Origin of the sequence: Mucilaginibacter lappiensis (assembly GCF_900155965.1) — a bacterium.
GTDB classification, from domain to species: Bacteria; Bacteroidota; Bacteroidia; order Sphingobacteriales; family Sphingobacteriaceae; genus Mucilaginibacter; species Mucilaginibacter lappiensis.
This window is the reverse complement of the sequence record NZ_FTMG01000014.1, coordinates 1-20,722: the sequence shown is the minus strand read 5'-3', so window position 1 is coordinate 20,722 and position 20,722 is coordinate 1. Positions and strand designations below refer to the sequence as shown.

Annotated in this window: 23 protein-coding genes; 14 read left to right on the top strand and 9 right to left on the bottom strand. The window is 42.9% G+C overall.

The window, feature by feature from the left end; all coding sequences use genetic code 11:
* The first annotated feature begins 58 nt into the window (after positions 1-58).
* From BW976_RS21720 to BW976_RS21705, 4 genes are all read left to right on the top strand, one after another.
* Positions 59-1,189, top strand: a complete 1,131-nt coding sequence (locus tag BW976_RS21720; RefSeq protein WP_175614156.1) for a CapA family protein — start codon at positions 59-61, stop codon at positions 1,187-1,189.
* 69 nt (positions 1,190-1,258) lie between these two features.
* Positions 1,259-3,604, top strand: coding sequence for a S9 family peptidase (locus tag BW976_RS21715; RefSeq protein WP_076376450.1), 2,346 nt, complete (start codon positions 1,259-1,261; stop codon positions 3,602-3,604).
* Between the two features lie 383 nt (positions 3,605-3,987).
* A complete protein-coding gene (locus tag BW976_RS21710; protein WP_076376448.1) occupies positions 3,988-4,359 on the top strand; it encodes an ArsR/SmtB family transcription factor in 372 nt (123 codons plus the stop codon).
* A complete protein-coding gene (locus tag BW976_RS21705; RefSeq protein WP_076376446.1) occupies positions 4,313-4,759 on the top strand; it encodes an SRPBCC family protein in 447 nt (148 codons plus the stop codon). The genes BW976_RS21710 and BW976_RS21705 overlap by 47 nt, the downstream gene beginning before the upstream one ends.
* A gap of 122 nt (positions 4,760-4,881) precedes the next feature.
* On the opposite strand, the gene BW976_RS21700 is transcribed toward BW976_RS21705, so the two are convergent.
* Complete coding sequence (locus BW976_RS21700; protein WP_076376444.1) at positions 4,882-5,067, bottom strand: hypothetical protein; 186 nt, start codon at positions 5,065-5,067, stop codon at positions 4,882-4,884.
* Positions 5,068-5,160: 93 nt separating this feature from the next.
* On the opposite strand from BW976_RS21700, the gene BW976_RS21695 reads away from it, so the two are divergent.
* Positions 5,161-6,111 (top strand): SPFH domain-containing protein, encoded by a 951-nt coding sequence (locus tag BW976_RS21695; protein ID WP_076376442.1) that lies wholly within the window; start codon positions 5,161-5,163, stop codon positions 6,109-6,111.
* Positions 6,112-6,132: 21 nt separating this feature from the next.
* Positions 6,133-6,693: a DUF922 domain-containing protein gene (locus tag BW976_RS21690; protein WP_076376440.1), complete on the top strand. Its 561-nt coding sequence runs from the start codon at positions 6,133-6,135 to the stop codon at positions 6,691-6,693.
* Between the two features lie 67 nt (positions 6,694-6,760).
* Here the strand turns inward: BW976_RS21690 and BW976_RS21685 are convergent, their stop codons facing one another.
* Positions 6,761-7,255 carry a GNAT family N-acetyltransferase gene (locus BW976_RS21685; protein ID WP_076376438.1) on the bottom strand — a complete coding sequence of 165 codons (495 nt, stop codon included), beginning with the start codon at positions 7,253-7,255 and terminating at the stop codon, positions 6,761-6,763.
* A 12-nt stretch (positions 7,256-7,267) separates the two neighbouring features.
* Positions 7,268-8,518, bottom strand: coding sequence for a peptidase T (gene pepT, locus BW976_RS21680; protein ID WP_076376436.1), 1,251 nt, complete (start codon positions 8,516-8,518; stop codon positions 7,268-7,270).
* A 77-nt stretch (positions 8,519-8,595) separates the two neighbouring features.
* On the opposite strand from pepT, the gene BW976_RS21675 reads away from it, so the two are divergent.
* From BW976_RS21675 to BW976_RS29530, 4 genes are all read left to right on the top strand, one after another.
* Positions 8,596-9,366 (top strand): hypothetical protein, encoded by a 771-nt coding sequence (locus BW976_RS21675; RefSeq protein ID WP_076376434.1) that lies wholly within the window; start codon positions 8,596-8,598, stop codon positions 9,364-9,366.
* Positions 9,363-9,737 carry an MmcQ/YjbR family DNA-binding protein gene (locus tag BW976_RS21670; protein WP_076376432.1) on the top strand — a complete coding sequence of 125 codons (375 nt, stop codon included), beginning with the start codon at positions 9,363-9,365 and terminating at the stop codon, positions 9,735-9,737. The genes BW976_RS21675 and BW976_RS21670 overlap by 4 nt, the downstream gene beginning before the upstream one ends.
* Positions 9,738-9,818: 81 nt before the next feature.
* The gene (locus BW976_RS21665; protein ID WP_076376430.1) at positions 9,819-11,564 is read left to right on the top strand and encodes a M14 family zinc carboxypeptidase; all 1,746 of its coding nucleotides are present in this window, start codon (positions 9,819-9,821) and stop codon (positions 11,562-11,564) included.
* Positions 11,565-12,194 (top strand): rhomboid family intramembrane serine protease, encoded by a 630-nt coding sequence (locus tag BW976_RS29530; RefSeq protein WP_076376427.1) that lies wholly within the window; start codon positions 11,565-11,567, stop codon positions 12,192-12,194.
* Here BW976_RS29530 and BW976_RS21655 read toward each other — a convergent pair.
* Positions 12,163-13,152: a hypothetical protein gene (locus BW976_RS21655; RefSeq protein ID WP_076376425.1), complete on the bottom strand. Its 990-nt coding sequence runs from the start codon at positions 13,150-13,152 to the stop codon at positions 12,163-12,165. The genes BW976_RS29530 and BW976_RS21655 overlap by 32 nt on opposite strands.
* 179 nt (positions 13,153-13,331) lie before the next feature.
* Between BW976_RS21655 and BW976_RS21650 the strand changes: the two genes are divergently transcribed.
* Positions 13,332-14,342 (top strand): dipeptide epimerase, encoded by a 1,011-nt coding sequence (locus tag BW976_RS21650; RefSeq protein ID WP_076376423.1) that lies wholly within the window; start codon positions 13,332-13,334, stop codon positions 14,340-14,342.
* 125 nt (positions 14,343-14,467) lie between these two features.
* On the top strand, positions 14,468-15,184 hold the full coding sequence (locus BW976_RS21645) for a DUF3108 domain-containing protein (protein ID WP_076376421.1): 717 nt from the start codon (positions 14,468-14,470) through the stop codon (positions 15,182-15,184).
* A gap of 125 nt (positions 15,185-15,309) precedes the next feature.
* On the opposite strand, the gene BW976_RS21640 is transcribed toward BW976_RS21645, so the two are convergent.
* The 5 genes from BW976_RS21640 to BW976_RS21620 all read right to left on the bottom strand — a co-directional run bounded on the left by BW976_RS21640 (position 15,310) and on the right by BW976_RS21620 (position 18,707).
* Positions 15,310-16,104 carry an alpha/beta hydrolase gene (locus BW976_RS21640; RefSeq protein ID WP_076376419.1) on the bottom strand — a complete coding sequence of 265 codons (795 nt, stop codon included), beginning with the start codon at positions 16,102-16,104 and terminating at the stop codon, positions 15,310-15,312.
* A gap of 104 nt (positions 16,105-16,208) precedes the next feature.
* Positions 16,209-17,060: a helix-turn-helix domain-containing protein gene (locus BW976_RS21635; protein WP_076376417.1), complete on the bottom strand. Its 852-nt coding sequence runs from the start codon at positions 17,058-17,060 to the stop codon at positions 16,209-16,211.
* Positions 17,061-17,289: 229 nt separating this feature from the next.
* The gene (locus tag BW976_RS21630) at positions 17,290-18,192 is read right to left on the bottom strand and encodes a prohibitin family protein (protein WP_076376415.1); all 903 of its coding nucleotides are present in this window, start codon (positions 18,190-18,192) and stop codon (positions 17,290-17,292) included.
* Between the two features lie 9 nt (positions 18,193-18,201).
* Positions 18,202-18,390 carry a DUF6358 family protein gene (locus BW976_RS21625; RefSeq protein WP_076376413.1) on the bottom strand — a complete coding sequence of 63 codons (189 nt, stop codon included), beginning with the start codon at positions 18,388-18,390 and terminating at the stop codon, positions 18,202-18,204.
* Positions 18,391-18,392: 2 nt separating this feature from the next.
* Positions 18,393-18,707, bottom strand: a complete 315-nt coding sequence (locus BW976_RS21620) for a rhodanese-like domain-containing protein (RefSeq protein ID WP_076376411.1) — start codon at positions 18,705-18,707, stop codon at positions 18,393-18,395.
* Between the two features lie 210 nt (positions 18,708-18,917).
* Here BW976_RS21620 and BW976_RS21615 point away from each other — a divergent pair, with 210 nt between their 5' ends.
* Together BW976_RS21615 and BW976_RS21610 are read left to right on the top strand one after the other, a co-directional pair.
* Positions 18,918-20,036, top strand: a complete 1,119-nt coding sequence (locus BW976_RS21615; protein ID WP_076376409.1) for a DUF4407 domain-containing protein — start codon at positions 18,918-18,920, stop codon at positions 20,034-20,036.
* Between the two features lie 100 nt (positions 20,037-20,136).
* Positions 20,137-20,565 carry a PepSY-like domain-containing protein gene (locus BW976_RS21610; RefSeq protein WP_076376407.1) on the top strand — a complete coding sequence of 143 codons (429 nt, stop codon included), beginning with the start codon at positions 20,137-20,139 and terminating at the stop codon, positions 20,563-20,565.
* Positions 20,566-20,722: the final 157 nt, after the last annotated feature.

The following is a 20,722-nucleotide window of genomic DNA, read 5'->3' as shown; positions in this document are numbered from 1 at the left end:
GAGGGGATTTTTTTTTGTCGGAAGGTTACAGTTTTTGCTTTTAACAGCGTGCTTATTAATGTTTTTGCAGGCCTGCGAAAGCCCTGCCCAAAACAGGCAGCCGGTTGTTAAACACAAAAAACATCACGCTGCTGAAGTTTTACCACCCCAAACAACACCCGTACAGCACGACTCACTTTGTATTGCCGCCGTTGGCGATATTATGCTGGGTACTTCATACCCCGACAGTACCACCCTGCCCCCCGATAGTGGCCGCAATAGTTTTAAAGCAGCAGTTGCTGAATTAAAAAATACCGATGTGGCATTTGGCAACCTGGAGGGTGCGCTTGTTGATACAGGCGGTCCCGCTCATTTTAAACTTCACCAAAAAAGTAAAGCCTATCTATTCCGGATGCCTACGCGGTATGCATCGGTTTTAAAAAATGCGGGGTTTAATTTATTGAGCCTGGCCAATAACCACATTAATGATTTTGATGCTCACGGACGTAAAAGCACTACAGAAACACTCGATAGCCTCGGTATAAACTACGCCGGGTTGCTCATTAAGCCCTCAACGGTGTTTGAGGTGAATGGCGTGCGCTATGGTTTTTGCTCTTTTGCTCCCAATGCCAATACGGTATCTATACATGACCTCAAAGGTGCGGCGCGCATCATCAGCGATTTGAAACAACGTTGTGATGTTGTCATTGTATCATTTCACGGTGGTGGGGAGGGAGTTGATTATGAACATGTGCCTTTCGCGGTAGAGTCCTTCATCGGCGAAAAACGTGGTGATGTGCATGCCTTTGCCCATAATGCCATTGACGCCGGCGCCGACCTGATATTTGGTAACGGCCCACATGTAAACCGGGCCATGGAAATGTATAAGAATCGGTTGATAGCTTATAGTCTTGGCAATTTTTGCACTTATAAATGTGTAAGTGTAAGCGGTATTTGCGGTATGGCGCCCCTACTTAAAGTATATGTAAATAAAAAAGGCGAATTTTTAAGCGGTCGTATTATTTCGTTTAAGCAGGCACATGATAAAGGACTGGTACTGGATACCCTGAACCAGGCCATGCGCCGCATCCGGATGCTGACCGAAACTGACTTTCCCGATGCCGGTTTGAGCATTGCCGACAGCGGGGAAATAACCGCGACAACCCGGTTTGATAATTCGCTCACAAAAGTTACAGAGCCAAGCCAATAGCTCCGGTAAAAAGCATTAATTTGCAAATCGTTTAAAAAAATAACCCTTTAAACACACGTTAAACAGCGTATGAATAAATATGTATTATCATTAACCGCTATGGCATTTGTTTGGACAGCAAATGCACAGCAAAAAAACACTTTAACCGATAAGGATTATGCCCATGCCGAAAGCTTCCTGGGTTATAATACCGAGCAATTGGTTGATCACGGCAGAGTGATGCCCAACTGGCTACCGGGCGATAAATTCTGGTACCGGACATTAACACCCCAAGGAAGTGAATTTATTTTGGTTGATCCCGCTAAAAAAACACGCGGACAGGCTTTTGATCAACAAAAACTGGCGGCAGCCATATCAACGGCTACCGGCAAAACCTATCAAGCTAACCAATTGCCTTTCCGCACCTTCAGTTTTTTGGATGATCTGAAATCGATCTCTTTTGCTGCTGATGGCAAATCATGGAAATGTGATCTGCAAACTTATCAGTGCACGCAGGATAATGCCATGGTTGGCCAAAGTAAAGCGTACACCCGTAGAAGAGGTGGCGATGACGAGGTTGCATCGCCCGATGGTAGCCAGGTTGCCTATATTAAAGATTATAACCTATGGGTGCGTAATATAAAAACAGGGAAGGAAACCCAATTAACTACCGATGGGATAAAGGATTTTGGTTATGCTACCGATAATGCTGGCTGGAAATCATCAGACGGAGCCATCGTTCGCTGGTCGCCCAATTCCAAAAAAATAGCCACTTTTAAACAGGATCAGCGTAATGTGGGTGATATGTATTTGGTTACTACCAATGTTGGCCATCCCACACTAAAAGCATGGAAATATCCATTGCCGGGCGATAAGGAAATTGCGATGATACACCGGGTGATCATTAATGTGGATGAGCCTAAAGTGATCAATATACAGGTTGCTCCTGATCCGCACCGCGCTACGCTGAGCGATGATATTGCCAGCAGCGGTACTTTTGATGATGTAGACTGGACCGACGACGCTTCTAAACTAGCTTTTGTATCCACTTCCCGAGATCATAAACAGGAAAAATTCCGTATTGCCAATGCTGCTACGGGTGCCGTAAAAGAGGTTTTTGAAGAAACCGTAGCTACGCAATATGAGTCGGGTCAGGGTACTATTAACTGGCGGTACCTGGCAAAAACTAATGAGATTATCTGGTTTTCGGAGCGCGACAATTGGGGGCATCTGTATTTATATGACGCGCTTACCGGCAAAGTTAGAAACCAAATTACCAAAGGCGATTGGGCGGTAACCGAACTATTGAAGGTAGATGAAAAGAACCGCGTGCTCTATTTCCTGGCTGATGGCCGCGAGCCGGGCAATCCATACTTTAGCCACCTGTACAAAGTTGGCTTTAATGGTAAAGGGCTTACCCTGCTGAGCCCAGGAGAAGGGAACCATCAAATTACGCTGTCGCCAAGCGAGAATTATTTTATAGATAGCTATTCCAAAGCCGATGCGCCACCGGTAACCGTTCTGCGTGACCTGAATGGCAAGCTGGTCAGTACATTAGAGAAAACAGACATCAGCAGGCTGCTGGCTTCGGGTTGGAAAGCGCCTGTTCCGGTTACTGTTAAAGCGCATGACGGCCAAACCGATATTTATGGTTTAATGTATGTGCCCACACGGCTTGATCCTAGCAAAAAATATCCGATCATCAATAATCTGTATCCAGGTCCGCAAGGCGGTAGTGTGGGCAGCTGGTCATTTGCATCGGCCCATGGCGATTGCCAGGCACTGGCCGAGCTAGGTTTTGTGGTAGTACAGATTGAAGGTACCAGCAATCCGCTGCGTTCCAAAAGCTATCATGATATGAATTATGGTCATATGTCTGAAAATACACTGCCAGATCAGATTACTGCTATGCAGCAACTGGCTCAAAAATATCCTTACATCGATATCAATAAGGCGGGTATCTGGGGCCATTCGGGTGGTGGTTTCGCTACTGCCGCGGCTATGTTCCGTTTTCCTGATTTTTTCAAAGTGGGGATATCTGAATCAGGAAACCATGACAATCGTGAGTATGAGGATGATTGGGGCGAGCGTTACATTGGTTTGTTAACCCCACAGGCAGATGGGGTATCCAACTACGAAGCCCAGGCCAATCAAAACTATGCTAAAAACCTGAAAGGTAAATTGATGCTGGCCCACGGTTTAATGGATGACAACGTGCCGCCATACAATACCTTGCTGGTTATTGAAGCTTTAGAAAAAGCCAACAAGGATTATGACCTGGTGGTATTCCCTAATAATGCTCACGGCTATGGTCAGAACTCGTACTACATGATGCGCCGCCGCTGGGATTATTTTGTAAAGAACCTGGCTGGTGCCGAAACGCCAAAAGAATATGTATTAAAAAGCAAGACTGATCCGCGAAATAGTGCGCAGTAAAGATTGAAGAGGTAAAACGAAAAGGCGGATCAATTGATCCGCCTTTTTTGTTGGCTATATCCAGAAAGTGGGTTTACATGGTTTACACAATTCATAGTTAACATTGTTTTATTTAATTGATAATCAAATAGTTAGTTATATTTTATTATCATGTATCGGGTTTAAGTGTAAACCCAGATTTATCCGGAAGGAATTCTGAGAGAGCAGGAGATCCAGAGGAAGCTAAAAGTGGATTTGAATTGATGTATGTAATTGATATATAATTAATTATGGTATTTTATGAATAATAAAATGGGTTACGTTAATCAACTTTTATAAAAAAATGCAATAAAATTTGCGTCGTCATTTGGCGTTATATATATTTGTCGTCAAATGACGACGAGATGATATTAAGACGAGACATTTTTCAAGCCGTAGCCGATCCCACAAGAAGGGCTATCCTCGCGCTTTTAGCTTCACAGACGATTACTGCCGGTGCCATAGCCGATAATTTTAATGGGGCACGGTCTACCATTTCCAAACATATTCAGATACTGACAGAATGCGGTCTTGTAGAATCAAATCAACGGGGGCGGGAGATCTATTACCAGATCAAGATGGATAAAATGACGGAGATTGATGTTTGGCTGGATCAGATACGTGTGATTTGGGAAGCCCGCTTTGATAATCTTGAAAACTATATAACAAAAATTCAAAAAGATAAAAACCATGGAAAAAACAGAAACCCGCGAGATGCGGATAACCAGAACGTTTAAGGCTCCCGTTGAATTGATGTGGGAAGTTTGGACAGATCCAGCGCATATAATCAACTGGTGGGGGCCAAATGGGTTCACCTCTATCATTCACAAAATGGATTTTAAAGAAGGTGGAGAGTGGAACCTGACCATGCACGGTCCGGATGGTACCGACTATCCCAACAAAAGTATTTACAAGGAAATCATCCCGCTCAAGAAAATCGTGTTTGAACACTTCAACCCTCATTTCTTTACGACAGTCCTTTTTGAATCCAAAGGCGAAGAAACAGAAATGAACTGGACGATGGTATTCGATACCGCGGAGATACGTGAAACTGTAGTCAAAGTACACAAAGCAGATGAAGGATTAAAACAAAATGTTGAAAAACTGGATGAATACCTTTCAAAGCTAGGGAATTGATCGGACGCTAAATAGATATGTGTGCAATGGATAGCGGGAGGCGCAATTATGCGTCTCTACGTTTTATATTTTTGTAGAGACGCATAATTGCGTCTCCTCATGGAAAATTTAAAGACGAAGCCTTAAGCTTCGTCTTTTGTGTTACGGATAAGACTGATCCCCGTAAAGAAAAATATGATGGCTATAATGCCTACAACAACCAATGTTGTGGTTTGGTTGCTGTGGTTAATGACACCCAGCCCGGTATAAATTAAGCCAATGATACCAAGTACGGTTAATATGGCTCCAAAAGTTCGTTTTAGGTTCATGATAGTTTATTGCTGTTTTATAAAGCATTTTTATAAAAACAAATAACACACCAATAATTTGTACTACATTTATTTATCTAAATATTATCAATCATGGGAACCGGACAGATCACTTTTTTTATTATTGCGTTCATCGTACTGATTATCATATTTACTTCCTTTGTGTCTGTAAAACAGGGCACAATAGTGGTAATTACCGTATTTGGGAAGTATCGGCGCATACTTACCCCGGGCTTAAACTTTAAACTGCCATTTATCGAAAATGTGTACTCTAAAATATCTATCCAGAACCGTTCGGTGGAGCTGGAGTTCCAGGCGGTAACCTTTGACCAGGCCAATGTTTATTTTAAGGCCATGTTGCTTTACTCGGTGCTTGATCAGCAGGAAGAAACCATTAAAAACGTAGCCTTTAAGTTTGTTGATGAGCGTAACCTCATGCAAGCGCTTATTCGTACGGTTGAAGGTTCCATCCGCGCCTTTGTAGCTACCAAACGCCAGAGCGAGGTGCTTATATTACGACGTGATATTGTGGAGCATGTAAAAGAACAGCTTGACCAGATACTGGAAAGCTGGGGATATCACTTGCAGGATTTGCAATTGAACGATATTACATTTGATGATGTGATCATGAAATCCATGAGCCAGGTAGTGGCTTCTAACAACCTGAAAGCCGCCGCCGAAAATGAAGGCCAGGCATTACTGATCACCAAAACAAAAGCTGCTGAGGCCGAAGGTAACGCCATCAAAATATCGGCACAGGCCGAACGTGAGGCCGCACAGTTGCGTGGTCAGGGTATTGCCCTGTTCCGTGAGGAAGTGGCCCGGGGTATGACTGTGGCTGCTAAAGAAATGGCTGAGGCCAATATGGATACTTCGGTGATCATGTTTACCATGTGGACAGAGTCAATCAAGCACTTTGCCGAAAACTCACAAGGTAACGTGATCTTCCTCGATGGATCAACCGATCAGATGCAGCATACTTTAAAAGAAATGATGAGTTTAAACCTTTTGCAGAATGACGTCGTCAAAGGTGTTAAAAAGTAAAAGTTTTAACCTGCGTATTTCATGAATGTAAGATGGCTGAAGGGGGTGTTCATCATAGCCCTGTTTTTAATAACGATAACCAGGGCACAGGCCCAACAATTCCATCAACTAACCATTAACGATTTTGGCGGCGCGCCGCGTGTAAATGCACTTGGCGTAGTTGCTTATACCAACTGCACCATTGATTTTAAGTATCAGGCTAACCGTGTAAATGGCGGATATATGCTTAATGCTTTTGTAAAGCTGGTGCTGAATACCGAAAGATCATGGCTCGACAGGAGCAGGGTAACATCCAACCAGGTACTGGTCGAGGTGTTAAAGCACGAACAGGGCCATTATACCATTGCTTACCTGGAGCAGCAGGAATTGCTGCGCGAAATTGGTAAAACCCGTTTTAGTCGTAATTATCAATACGAGGCCATGAACCTGTTTAATCGTATCGATAACAAATACAAACAAATGAATACCGATTATGATGAGGATACTCAACACATGACCAACCAGGTGCAGCAGCACAGCTGGGATGTGTATTTTCAAAAACAACTACAGTTTATGCCGGTGGAAGGCAGGGAGAGCCGATAAACTCAACATGCCAGTCTTTATTTATAATTCAACCAACACATTATTGTTGTAAGGCTTAGTAATGTAGTTACAATTCCTTCCGCATTACATAGTCATTCATCCAATACGGGCCAATGGCTATGTCCTCCTCATACGCAACAGCGAATCCCATTTTTTCATAAAAGGCCTTGGCGTTATTGTAGCGGTTTACATTCAATTCCAGTACCTTTTTGCCTACATCTGTAGTCCGTTGGATCACTTCATTGATGAGCACTTTACCATATCCTTTGCCCTGTGTTTTAGGCAGGCAGTATAGCTTATGCAATTTATAAATATCAGCGTTTTCTTCGCGTGGCGAATAGGCGGCAAATGCTACCGGTTCTTCCGCTTCCGATAACAGGATAAAAGTTTGCGCACAGGTTTCAATCTGTTTGCTGATTTTATCCGTTGAATAGATCTCATTCAGCATAAACGAGATTTGTTCTTTTTCCAGTATCGGACTGTAAGTAACCCACCAGGTTTGGTCGGCTATTTGGATGATGGTTTCCACATCATTTACGGTCGCTGTTCTTATTGTATACATATTCAAATCTTATTAGCTTTTTTCCTCCCATATCATGCAGAGGTGCAGTATGGTTTCTACGGCTTTTTGCATATCCTGAACCGACACCCATTCCTGTTTACTGTGAAAAGCATGCTCGCCCGCAAATATATTGGGGCAAGGCAAACCCATAAAGGATAGTCTTGATCCATCGGTGCCTCCCCTGATGCTGCAAAGCTTAGCCGCAATACCTGTACGATTGATGGCTTCCATAGCGTATTCCACGATCTCTGGATGCTCATCCAGCACATTTTTCATATTGCGGTATTGCTCGCTTACCGCTAAGTTATACGTTGATGCAGGATATTTTTTCAATACTTCATCTGCCGTTTTGCAGATTACATCAGCATGGTCACTTAGTTTCTTCGCATCGAAATCACGGATGATAAAATCAATGCCAACGGTTTCTACATGCCCTTCAATGGCTACGGGGTGTACAAAACCCTGCATGCCTTCGGTATGCTCGGGCGATAGGCTATCAGGCAAAGCGGCGATGATCTCTCCGGCAATTTTGATGGCGCTTTCCATTTTACCTTTGGCAAAACCAGGGTGCGAGCTTACGCCGTTAATGGTCAATCTTGCCCCATCGGCAGAGAAGGTTTCGTTTTCCATATTACCCGCACTTTCGCCATCCATGGTATAACCGGCATAGGCACCCAGCTTGGTAATATCCACGTGTTCAACACCATGACCTACCTCTTCATCGGGGGTAAACAGTATCCGGATATCACCGTGTTTTATTTCGGGACGGTTCATCAGTTGGTAGCAAGCATCCATGATTTCGGCAACACCAGCTTTATTATCGGCTCCTAATAAGGTGGTACCACTGGCGGTTATCACATCGTTACCTATCTGGTTTTTCAGATCAGGATGCTCCGCCTGTTTTATGATTTGAGAGGCATCATCCGGTAATATAATATCCTGTCCCTGGTAATTTTTATGAACAATAGGTTTTACATTTTTTCCGCTACAGTCGGGCGCGGTATCCATGTGCGAGCAAAAACAAATTACAGGCACCTGTTTGTTTGTATTTGAAGGTATAGTAGCGTATACATAGCCGTATTCGTCCATGTGGGCATCGGCAACTCCTATGTCCAAAAGCTCATCAACCAGCAGCCTTGCCAAATCTTTTTGCTTTTCTGTTGACGGAAATGAAACAGAAGAGGGGTCTGATTGCGTATCAATGGTAACGTAACGTAAAAAGCGTTCGGTTACGGTGAAGTTTAGTGATGAAGTGAAATTCATAGGGCTAAATATTAGTAAAATTTACCGGCAACCGTACCCGGCATGTTCCATTTGTAAATATTGATTAAAATTTAGCTTTGAAAAAATTTATTCTGTTTTTTGTTTTAGCAGCTGCGGGGTTTACGGTAAAGGCACAGGAAGGATATAACTATTATGAATGGGGGGTAGGCGGCGGCATTGGCTATGGCAGGGCTTATGCCGATACCAAAAGGCAGGATTATCATCCTCTTTATAACCTTAATATAGCCTACAATTTTAATCCCTATGTACCTGTAGCCCTGGAATACCAGTTCGGTACACTTTCGGGTGGTGGCCTTACTCCCGATAAAGATGCTTACGGGCGCATGTACAAAAATGCTTATAAAGCTTTATTGCTCCATGCCGATGCTCAGTTTGGAAGTTTTATTGACTATTCCAACAACGGGTTTTTAAACGTGATTAAAAACTTTTATGTAGGTACAGGGATCGGTGCTATATCCAACAATATGAAATTTATACAGCGTGGTAACCCACCGGCGTTCTCCGATCCCAGTAATTCTTATTATCATGGTCCGCTGGGTACTAAAGAAGGCTTCCAGGGTAAAGACAAAAGTATTAACCTGGTTTTACCGCTACGCTTTGGCTATGAGTTTAAAATTTATGATTCGTATGATCAGGTTGGCTATACCATTACCCTGGGTTATGAGCACAATTATACCTTTGGCGAAGGGCTTGATGGATACGATGACCCGCCGGCTAAGTTTAAAAACAATGCTCCCGACCAGTATGCACACTTCACCATAGGTTTTCGGTACAATTTTGGTAATACAGTATCTTATAATAAACTGATAAGAGATTTCGGATTTTGAATATAGAAGAATTACGTGACTATTGCCTGCAAAAGCCAGGAGTAACAGAAGGCTTTCCTTTTGGCGAGGACACCCTTGTTTTTAAAGTTAGCGGTAAACTATTTTTACTGATCGGGCTGGAAAGCGGCAACCGGTTTAATGTTAAATGCGAGCCCGAGCTTGCCGTTGATCTGCGAGAGCGTTATACGGAAGTACAGCCAGGCTACCACATGAACAAAAAAATGTGGAACACCGTTTATATGGATGGTTCACTAACCCATAGGCAACTTTGTGAAATGATTGATCATTCCTATGATCAGGTGATTCTTGGCTTACCCAAGAAATTACAGGCCGAGCTGAAGGAAGAGCAGAGATATAGGGATGAGGATTAATTACAGTATTTGAGGTTCTCTTAGCCCTTGTATCTTATCTCTTGGCTCTCAAATACTATATTTGAGCAATAATACATCCCGATGAAGAAAACATTGTCTGCTTTATTTATTTGCTTAATATCCTTGTCGGCCAGAGCTCAATTAACGCCGTTTGAGCAACATCAGGACCACAATTATACAGCTACCTACGCTGAAGTGATCGCTTATTATCAAAACCTCAATAAGCTGTACCCTCAACAAATGAGGCTGATTAATTATGGCACTACCGATGTGGGTAAACCACTTACCCTCATTGTATTGTCGCGCGACAAAATTTTTGATCCGGCGCTGATTAAAAAGCAAAACAAACGAATATTGCTCATTAACAATGGCATACACCCCGGTGAGCCCGAAGGCATAGACGCCAGCATGATGCTGGTTCGTGATCTGCTTAAAAAGGATCAGTTGCCAAAAGATGTAGTGATATGCCTTATTGCTTTATATAATATTGATGGCAACCTGAACCGCGGTTTGAGCAGGGTTAGCCAAAATGGGCCTTTAGCTTATGGCTTCAGGGGGAATTACCGCAATCTGGATCTGAACCGTGATTTTATCAAAGCCGATAGCCGCAATGCCCAGGCGTTTACACAAATACTGACTACTTGGAAACCGGAGATCTTCCTGGATAACCACACCAGTGATGGTGCCGATTATCAGTACGTGATGACGCTGATTGAAACCCAAAAGGATAAACAAACCCCCATCCTGGCTAATTATACTGCCAAAACGCTTACGCCTTATCTATATAGGAGCATGAAATGGGCTGGCTTTGAGATGATCCCCTATGGTGCCGGTGAAGAAGGTTTACCCGACTCGGGTATTGTAAGTTTTTTGGAAACACCGCGTTTTGCGACAGGTTTTGCCGCTCAGCATAACATCATCAGCTATATAACAGAAACGCATATGCTTAAGGAATTTGATAAAAGGGTATATGCTACTTATTTGTTTATGCAATTTCTTATTCAGATCAATCAGCGCGATGCCAAATTGATTGGTGAACTCAAACAAAAGGCGGATGAACAGGTATCCCAACAAAAAACCTTCGCGCTAAACTGGACGGTCGACCGCCAGGCTGTGGATACAATTACCTTTAAAGGCTATAAGGCAGATTATAAAACCAGCGAAGTAAGCGGCTTAAACCGCTTGTATTATGACCGGGACAAGCCCTACACCAAAACCATTAACTTTTGGAACACCTATAAAGTTACCGCCACAGCTGATAAACCAGTGGCCTATGTAATACCACAAGCCTGGGGCAAGGTGATCGACCTGTTTAAACTGAATGGCGTTAAAATGCAGCAACTGGCGCATGATACCACACTGGGTTTACAGATGTATTATATTGAAGATTATAAAACCCCGCAGAAACCCTATGAAGGACATTACCTGCACTCGGCTGTTAAACTAAACCCAGTGGATATGCGGGTTAAATTTTATGCCGGCGATTATGTGGTATATACTAACCAGCCCATTAACCGTTATATTGTGGAAACTTTGGAACCGCAGGGTGTCGATTCCTTTTTTGCCTGGAACTTTTTTGATTCGGTGCTTGGCGAAAAAGAATATTTTTCGGATTATGTATTTGAAGATATCGCTGCCAACTTATTGAAAAAAGACCCCGAACTGAAAAAGAAACTCGATGAAGCGAAAAGTAAAGATCCTAAACTGGCTGGCAGTGCACAGGCGCAATTATTCTTTGTTTACCGCAATTCACCCTATTTTGAAAAAACTTTTATGCGCTACCCAGTGGGCAGGCTGCTAACCGATACCAAACTCGATCTTAAATAAATGGAATATCTTATATTAACTCCTGTAGCGTCTGTCATTTTCGTTATTACACTTATCACATCGTTATATGCCTTTTACAACCAAAACGTGTTAGGCAAAATGATGCTGCATCCCTATACGGTTTCGCGGGGTAAAGATCTGTATACGCTCATCACCAGCGGCCTCATCCATCGCGATACTATGCACCTGCTGTTCAATATGATGTCGTATTACTTTTTCGCCTTCCAGCTGGAACAGGTTATCGGGCACTGGCAGTTCGGGTTGCTGTATGTAGTAAGTTTAGTATTGAGCGATATGCCTTCGGTGCTTAAAAACCGGGAGAATTATAACTACTACAGTCTTGGTGCATCTGGCGCCATAAGCGCGGTAATATTTGGAGCAATACTATATTTTCCGCTGGCCAAAATGGGCCTGATATTTTTACCCATCCTGATACCGGCTTATGTATTTGGCATCCTGTATTTAATTTATTGTACATACGCCTCCAAATACAGCCGTGACAGTATCAACCATGATGCCCACTTGTACGGCGCTTTAAGTGGCTTATTGATCACCATTTTGCTTAACCCTCCGGTTTTACCGGCCTTTATTCAACAGATCAGCGGGGCAATTCAATCGATGCTGCACTAATAGTGTTGCCATCGGCATCAAAAAGAAAACTCATGGGCTCTTCGGGCTTTTTGATGATCTCAAACAGCAGGAAGCCCCAGTTTTTCCAGAAATTTTCCAGCACCTGGCCGTAAACCTTGGGTACCCAATCATCAAACAAGGGTTTGGTGCTGGTACCGCGCAGGGGCATAGCTTCTATATAAATGATATCTTCAACGGGTAAAATATTATACTCGGGCAGGCGGTTAAACAGGTATGCTGAATAAAAAAAACGGGCGTTAACCTCTTCAAACTGTACAGGATGCAGGGTTTGACTCTTTATTTTGTCCAAAGCTGCCTGGTGATAGCTGGCATTGGCACCGTTATCCTGCAGGCAAATGATCAGGCCAAAATCCTTGATCCGAAGCGAGAATGTCAGGGTATTGATCTCATCGCGGTAGCCAAAAATGTCTTCTGAGTTATCCACTTTAAATAGAACCAGGCTGAAAGGCTTAAAACCATCCAGTTCAATAGGCAGGTTGAGGCTTTGCAGCATCAAATGCAGGTGGCTGAACTTATGGATAATAGCCTGCGACATGTTAAACTCCTCTCCTTGGGAATGCTGCAGCTTAATACCTGATTGTATTTCGTTAAAGATGATGCCATACAACAGCTTACCGGCCCATTGAAATAGCTTCAGCTCGTCCAGTTGTTTTACGGCCTCGTAACCTGCATCAAAAGCGGCGGCAATTTCAATTTCCAGGGGCTCCAGGAATTGCTCGTTGATGGCGGCGGTGCAGGGCAGCTTCAGATCTTTGTAGGTGGCCATGCTTTCGTCGAGCAGTTTAAAAGGCTTATCTTCCAAACTATAGCGGCTCATGAGCCATTGCGGAAAAACCTGTATCTTTTCTTCCTCAGAATTTAAGGGCTCCCCGCTCAGGAAACACTTATTATTACTGAAATTAAAACGCTCGAACGGTGAATAAATTTGTGCCCACATGGGCGCAAAGATAAGGATGAATGCAGATGATTTTAGATGTGCGGATGTGCAAATATGCAGATGTGCGGATTTTTTGACATAACTTGCACATCATTTTTCATCTGCACATTTAAAATTTGCACATCCGCACATCGTTTTTCATCTGCATATTTGCACATCCGCACATTTGAAGTTTTCGCATGGAACTGACATATCACCCCTTTGAACTGCAATTAAAGCACGCTTTTACCATAGCCAAGTTTTCGCGCACCTCTACCCCAATTATGCTGGTGCAAATTAAGCATGAAGGCTATACCGGTTATGGCGAAGCATCCATGGTGCCCTATATGGGCGAGAGCCATGAAAGCGCCACTGTTTTCCTGAGCAAGGTTGATATCAGCAGATTCAGCTACCCGATTGATTTTGGTGCGGTGATCAATTACCTGGATAGCATTGCTCCGGGCAATCCCGCTATTAAAGCAGCCATTGATATTGCCCTGCATGATCTGGATGGAAAGATCAAACAAGAACCCTGCTGGCAACTGCTGGGCAGCGATCCCGCAAAAATGCCGGTGACCAGTTTTACCATTGGTATTGATACACCCGAAATGATCATCAAAAAGGTAAAAGAAGCCGAAGGTTTTAAAGTGATCAAAGTAAAGCTGGGCAAGGATAACGACAAAGAACTCATCACCACTATCCGCTCCATTACCGATGTCCCTCTTTATGTGGATGCCAACCAGGGCTGGACAGACCTCCAACAGAGTCTGGATATGACCTACTGGCTACAGGAACAGGGTGTACAACTGATAGAACAACCCATGCTCAAAACTGATCCCGACAGCAATGCCTGGCTCACCGAGCGCAGCCCAATTCCTATTATTGGCGATGAGGCCGTACAGCGTTTTGAGGATGTAGATAAAGCCAATGGCGTTTATACCGGGATCAATATCAAACTGATGAAATCGGCAGGTATATATGAAGCAACCCGTATGATCAAACGAGCCCATGAACTTGATTTGAAGATTATGATAGGCTGCATGACCGAAACCAGCTGCGCCGCCCTTGCTGGACTGACGATTGCCCCGCAAAGTGACTGGGTTGACCTGGACGGCCCGTTTTTAGTAAGCAATAATCCCTACCAGATGCCTGATTTTGCTGATGGTAAATATATACTGAACAATGACGCGGGTTTGGGGATACGGCGTTAGCCCGCATTTCTGATTAATGCAGCAAGTGCTGATCTAGCCTATTTATTGAGTATTTATATGTAATGGTTGAATAAATTAGTAAAACAGTGTCCACTGTGATAACTTATTTACTTAATCACTTATTTATGAAGGCTATAATACCAATATTGCTCATGGCAGCTATCACTACATTGGGTCATGCACAAAACTTTATTAAACCCGGCGACAGGATCATCCGGAATGACTGGATCAAACCTTCGCATGACTTTTATAAAAATGTGATCCGGGATACCTCCGGGAAGATCATTTACGAGTTTATGATGGATGATGTAACGACCATTGATCAGGCTCACAAACAGATCACCTTTATACGGTCGCGCCAGGTACCTATTGGTAGTTTTTCAGCAGATACTTCTATAACCGATCTGTCATTTAAACCCCTTAGCATGCACGAAACATTGAGGCAAAAAGTACATTATGATATGCTATTTACCGATAACCAAGCCACTGTAAAAGCGATACGTAATGCCGTATCATCGGTTAAAACCTATCCGATGATGAGCGGTTATTTTGAGGATAATATGATCGAATACATATTTGGCTACCTGGAACTTAAAAAAGGAATCACCTACACGCTTGATAATTTTAATAAGGACACCCCTTCCCCATCAGATCCGTACGCCCTCACCTACTTGTTTGATGATGTATGGCCCCTGGCCGCAGACCATCAGTTAACCTACAGTGTTATCCGTTTTACCCATGGTGATACCGAAGGTTATATCTGGATTGATCAAGGCACCCATCAGGTGATCAAACAGCAAGGAAATTTTAAAGGAGGGTCGTATTTGATTACGAAGTTGTAAGGTTAGTAGTACAATGGATGCTTCACTCCGTTCAGCATGACAACTTATTGTAAACGGGTACAATACAAATAAAAACGCCGCATACCCCTACAGGTATGCGGCGTTAAATTCACAAGGCCTAAAAATTATTTCCCGGCAGCGTTATTTGCTGCATCGATAATTACTTTGGCAACAGCATCCGGGTGTGAGATGAATACTACGTGGCTTGCTTTTATTTCGGTTACTTTCGCACCGGCACGTTTGTACATGTTGCGTTCAATGTCGGGATTAATGGCTTTGTCTTCAGTGGCAACAATACCATAGCTGGGTTTAGTTTTCCAGGCGGCTTCGGTAATTGGGGCTACAAAACCTTGTGCGGCGATAGGGCCTTGTGAAGCGTACATAAAGTCGGCTAATTCTTTGCTCAGATCGGCAGCAAAACCGGCGTGGAATTTTTCTTTGCTAAAATAAACAAAGCCTTTTTCGTCCGGAGGCAATATGCCGTTTTCTGGAGCAGCTGGTAATGATTGAACCAGTTTTAAAGTAGTTTCGCCATTATCGGGTGCAAAGGCAGCGATATAAACCAATGCTTTTACTTTAGGATTTGTACCGGCTTCGGTAATTACGGTACCGCCCCATGAGTGACCTACCAGTATCACCGGTCCATCTTGTTTGTCGATAACGCGGTTAGTGGCATCCACATCGTCTTTAAGTGATGTTAAAGGATTTTGAACAACGGTTACATTATAACCTTTTTTAGTCAGGATATCATAAACGCCTTTATAGCCAGAACCATCGGCAAAGGCGCCATGCACCAATACTATATTTTTTACGGGAGCCTGAGCTTCTGCTTTAGGAGCTGAACCAATAATAGTTGATAAAATAATAGCGGAGGCAGCTAAGCCTGTTTTGAATGTGTTTTTCAGAGTTTGAGTTTTCATTGTCGTGTATGTTGATATTTCTTGTTTGAATCAACGATACAAAGGTGCAGCAACGATTACACCTGCGGAATGGGCATACTTCCCGACTACTTGTAATTATTTCCCTAGGCTACCAGTTTCTTACTATTTCTGAATTCCGATGGTGACAAGGCTGTATGTTTTTTAAAGAAATTACTGAAATAAGCGGCATCATCAAAACCCAGCTCATAGGTAATTTGCTTAGCCGATTTATCTGTATAGAACAACAGGCGCTTGGCTTCGATCAATATTCTTTCCTGGATGATCTGGATGGGCGTTTTATGATTATACAGCGCAAACAGGTTGGATAAGGTCTTTGGCGACTTATTTAACCTGCCCGCATAATAACTCACACTGTGCTGTTCGCGGAAATTCATTTCAACCAGTAAATTAAATTTGCGCAGAATATGGAAGCGATCGTCAGTAAGTTTTACTTCGGGGAAACTGCTGGCCCTTGCTAACTTGGTGATCATGATAATGAGCCGTTTCAAAAGCATCATGAGCAATTCGGTCTGGATACCATCTTTGGTATTGAGTTCTTCAATAAATACATCCAGCAGCACCTTTAATTTTCGCTGCGTATCCGGGTCCAGGTCGATGAATACATTATCATTCATTCCAAACAAAAAGCCAACGCAGCTTACTTCGGTATCGTGGTCAACAATACAGTAAAACTCGCGGTTAAACTGCCAGGCCACCACATCGCCGGGGTACTCAAAATAAAACGACTGGTTAAACATGAGCGGCAGTACGGTATTCGGCATAAAATCATAAGCCGAGCCATCAATGGTTACGGTTTGTTTATTGCCCCTGTTCCAGGCTATGGTAAAGTATTTATAGTCGTAATCACGTGTGTAGAACAAACGGTCAAGCTGCGGTTCATTATGGTGCAGCAACAGATCGCCGCCGGTGTTCTGGTCTGATACTGATAATTTCATGCCCGAAGATATTATAAAATCAAAACAATATACTGAGGAAAATAACATTGAATACTTTGCGTTGAACGGTTTACATGGTTTACACTTTTCATGGTTTACACTTTTGCAATTGACTATTAATCAGCTTATTGTAATTTAAAATGATCAAATATTACGGTTATAGTGTAAACCATAAATTATGTACCATGTAAACCCAATTTGCACCAAAAATGACCCGCCTGTTCAGGTATTACTTATCGCTCAGCATAATAGGATTACCCTTACCGCCAATAATAATCACTTTGGCATTGGGCGATAAGGCAATTTCTTTTTGAGCTTTGATAGCTTCGTATTGGAGTTGTTTATCTGAAAGCCCGGTTGAAAGAATTTTCTGATAATCGGCAATACCCTGGGCTTCTACACGTTTACGTTCGGCTTCCTGACGCTCTTTTTGCAGCACAAATTGCATTTTTTGAGCGTCCTGTTCGGCATTGATCTTTGATTCGATGCTGGCCCTTACCGAGGCTGGCAGGGTAATATTGCGTACCAGGATCTGTTGTAGCTCCAGTCCGCGTTTAGCAAAATTGGCCGTTATATAACGGTTTATTTTGTCCTGAAACTCCTGTCGTTTGGTGGAGTACAGATCAACAGCGGCATAATTAACCGCATTGTCACGTATAGCAGTCCGGGATACCGGGCGAACAATCTTATCCAAATAATTTTCGCCAATATTCTGCAAAATAAAAGGGGCCTTGTCCGGGCTTACTTTATACAACACCGAAAGATCAATGGTAACTTCCAGCCCATCGCTTGATAGCACCCGGATAGCATCGTCACCCTCCTTTTGACCCTCGTTACTTACGGCGCTCATGGTGTATGTTTGGGTTTGTATATCAAAGGTGGTGATATCAACCAATGGGTTAATGATGTGCAAACCACTTTCGAGCACATTATCCTGTACCTTACCAAAAAGGGTTTGCACACCTACTTTACCGGGCTCAATTACTTTAAATATGGATAGTAACAGACCAACGGCTACTATGACTAATCCAACGGCGGTTGCCGTACCGCTAAAGCGGCCGGCAGGCTCAGGTGAGCGTTTGAGCACTATACCCACAACGAGTACAATAACTCCCAAAATTGCTATAAACATGCAATGAAGTTACTGCTTTTTTTGCGAGTTCCTTACGTCTTTTAACAGTCTTATTTTTAATACAATAACTACCCCGGCAACCAGTATAGCAGCACCCAGTAAAGTAAAGTTTTTATTGGAGTTTGCCTGGTAGGCTACAAACAGGCATAATACAATACCTACAGTGTACAGCACATTAAGCACTAACTTTAAACCCATAATTAATATACGTTAAGTGTAGGATCAACTTCGGCAGCCCAGGCCAGAATACCACCTTTTAAATTGGTGAGGTTGCTATAGCCTAATTGCTGTAGCTGCATAATGGCCGCTGCACTGCGTTTACCGCTGCGGCACATCACCACTACGGGTTTATCTTTACTTACTTTATCGGCTTCAATTAAAATGCCGCCAAGCGGTATTAATTGTCCGCCCAGGTTTGAGGTTTCATATTCAAACTCTTCCCTTACGTCAATTAGTTGAAAATCTTCGCCTTTGTCCAGTTTTTCTTTTAGTTCCTGTACGGTTATCTCATTCATGTTAAATAAAATTATAATCCAAAGGTAGCTTTTTTTCTATATCAAATAATTAAGCCCGATTTTTGTAACAATCAATGCTTAAGTGCGTTTTATGTATAATATTGCACAATATTTGTGTTTTGTTACGTTTACGTGCACTAAAAAAGGAGATGAGCGTTGAAAAGGTTTACATTAACCCAACACGATCGTCTATAAAATGAATCATAATAGATGAAAAAAGTTACACGCTTTTTCTGGTTTTGTTCGGGAGCGCATATTGATACCCTAAAAAAATATCCTATTGAACATAATAAATATGTAGGCATCGGTGCCACCATATTTTTCACCGCATTGTTTGCCTCCTTATCCGGCGGTTATGCCATGTACTTTGTTTTTAACGGAGACGCCTTTGCCGTAGGCTTTGCCATTTTATTTGGCTTGATCTGGGGAACCGCCATTTTTAACATGGATAGATACATTGTATCGAGCATTAATAAGGAAGGCAGCACCAATCAGCAGATATTGCAGGCTTCGCCACGTATTTTACTGGCCATTATGATAGGTATAGTTATTTCGCGCCCGTTGGAACTTAAGATCTTTGATAAAGAGATACGCCAGAAGCTAAAAACAGCCTATCTGAAGGGTCAGCATCGCAAAATTGATACCCTCGAAAAAACCTATCAGCAAAAATACGCGATGGAGATGGGCAAGAACGGCGATCTGAAGAAAGAAAAAGACTCGTTGGAAAGAGATATCAACCGCTCTCGTTTTCAGCTTAACCAGGAGGTTTTTGGCGATAAAACTAACCAAACATCGGGCATAACCGGCTATGGTACCTATGCTAAGCAAAAACAGGCTGTACTGGAAGCAAAAGAAAGTCGCCTGAAGGAAGTAACCCAGAATTTAGGGCAGATGGATCAATACCTGGCCGCCCGAAAGGACTACGAAGGCTTGAATAGTACCCGCCTTTTCTCTGAACATCAATTGGATAGCCTCACCAATATTGCCGGCTTTAGTGATCGTAATTGGGCCCTGGGACAGCTAACTTATAACGAGAACGGCACCCGTGATCTGGATACTTACCTGGCGATATCTTTTATAGGCTATCTGTTCATCTTGTTTGAGTGCTTGCCGGTATTTGTAAAGCTGATGTCGCCAAAAGGGCCATACGATGTGGCTATAGGCAAAACGGCAGAGGCCAATATTCATTTTGCGGAGCGGGATAAGGAACGGGAAAATACCGTTACTGACAATATTTATGACCATTCCGTTGGCACCGATATTGAACGGCGAAAGAAGATCATTACCTCACAATCAGATTACGACTTTGAGCGGCACAGTTATGAGTAAGATCATTTAACTACCTCTTATACATTCTACAGATTTCCCACAAAAAGCGGTCAGTATTTCTACAGGTTGATATTTTATACTTGTGTAAAGTAAAACTATCATGAAAAAGACATTATCACTGCTAATAGGCTTTGGCTTTATAGCTAATGCCGCATTGGCCCAGGACCTGAAACCAAAGGATGTACCTGCAGTTGTTAAATCTGCATTAGCAACAAAGTATCCTTCGGTAAGCAAAGTAAACTGGGAAAAAGAAAAAGGTAATTATGAAGCCAACTGGGGCGGCAAGTCGGGCGAAGACAATTCTGCCGTTTTTACACCCTCAGGGACCTTTGTAGAAATTGTAAAGGCCATACCCCTTACCGATCTCCCCAAAAGTATTGCGCCTTATGTGAGGATACATTATAATGGAGCAAAGATCAAAGAGGCCGGTAAAGTTACCGATGCCGTCGGAAAAACTTTTTACGAAGCAGAGATCAAAGGCGGCGACCTGATTTTTGATGAAAACGGTGTATTTGTAAAAAAGGATTAACTAGCTTGTTTGTCACCGAAGGTGTCATTGCGCAGCATGGAAATGAGCCCCACCCAACCCTCCCCGTTGGGCTACTGTGTGTACACAATTGTGAGAAAAAAGGTAGAGTTTTGAGAGATGGATGAATTAGTGAATTCTAACCCGGATTTTGCGGGTT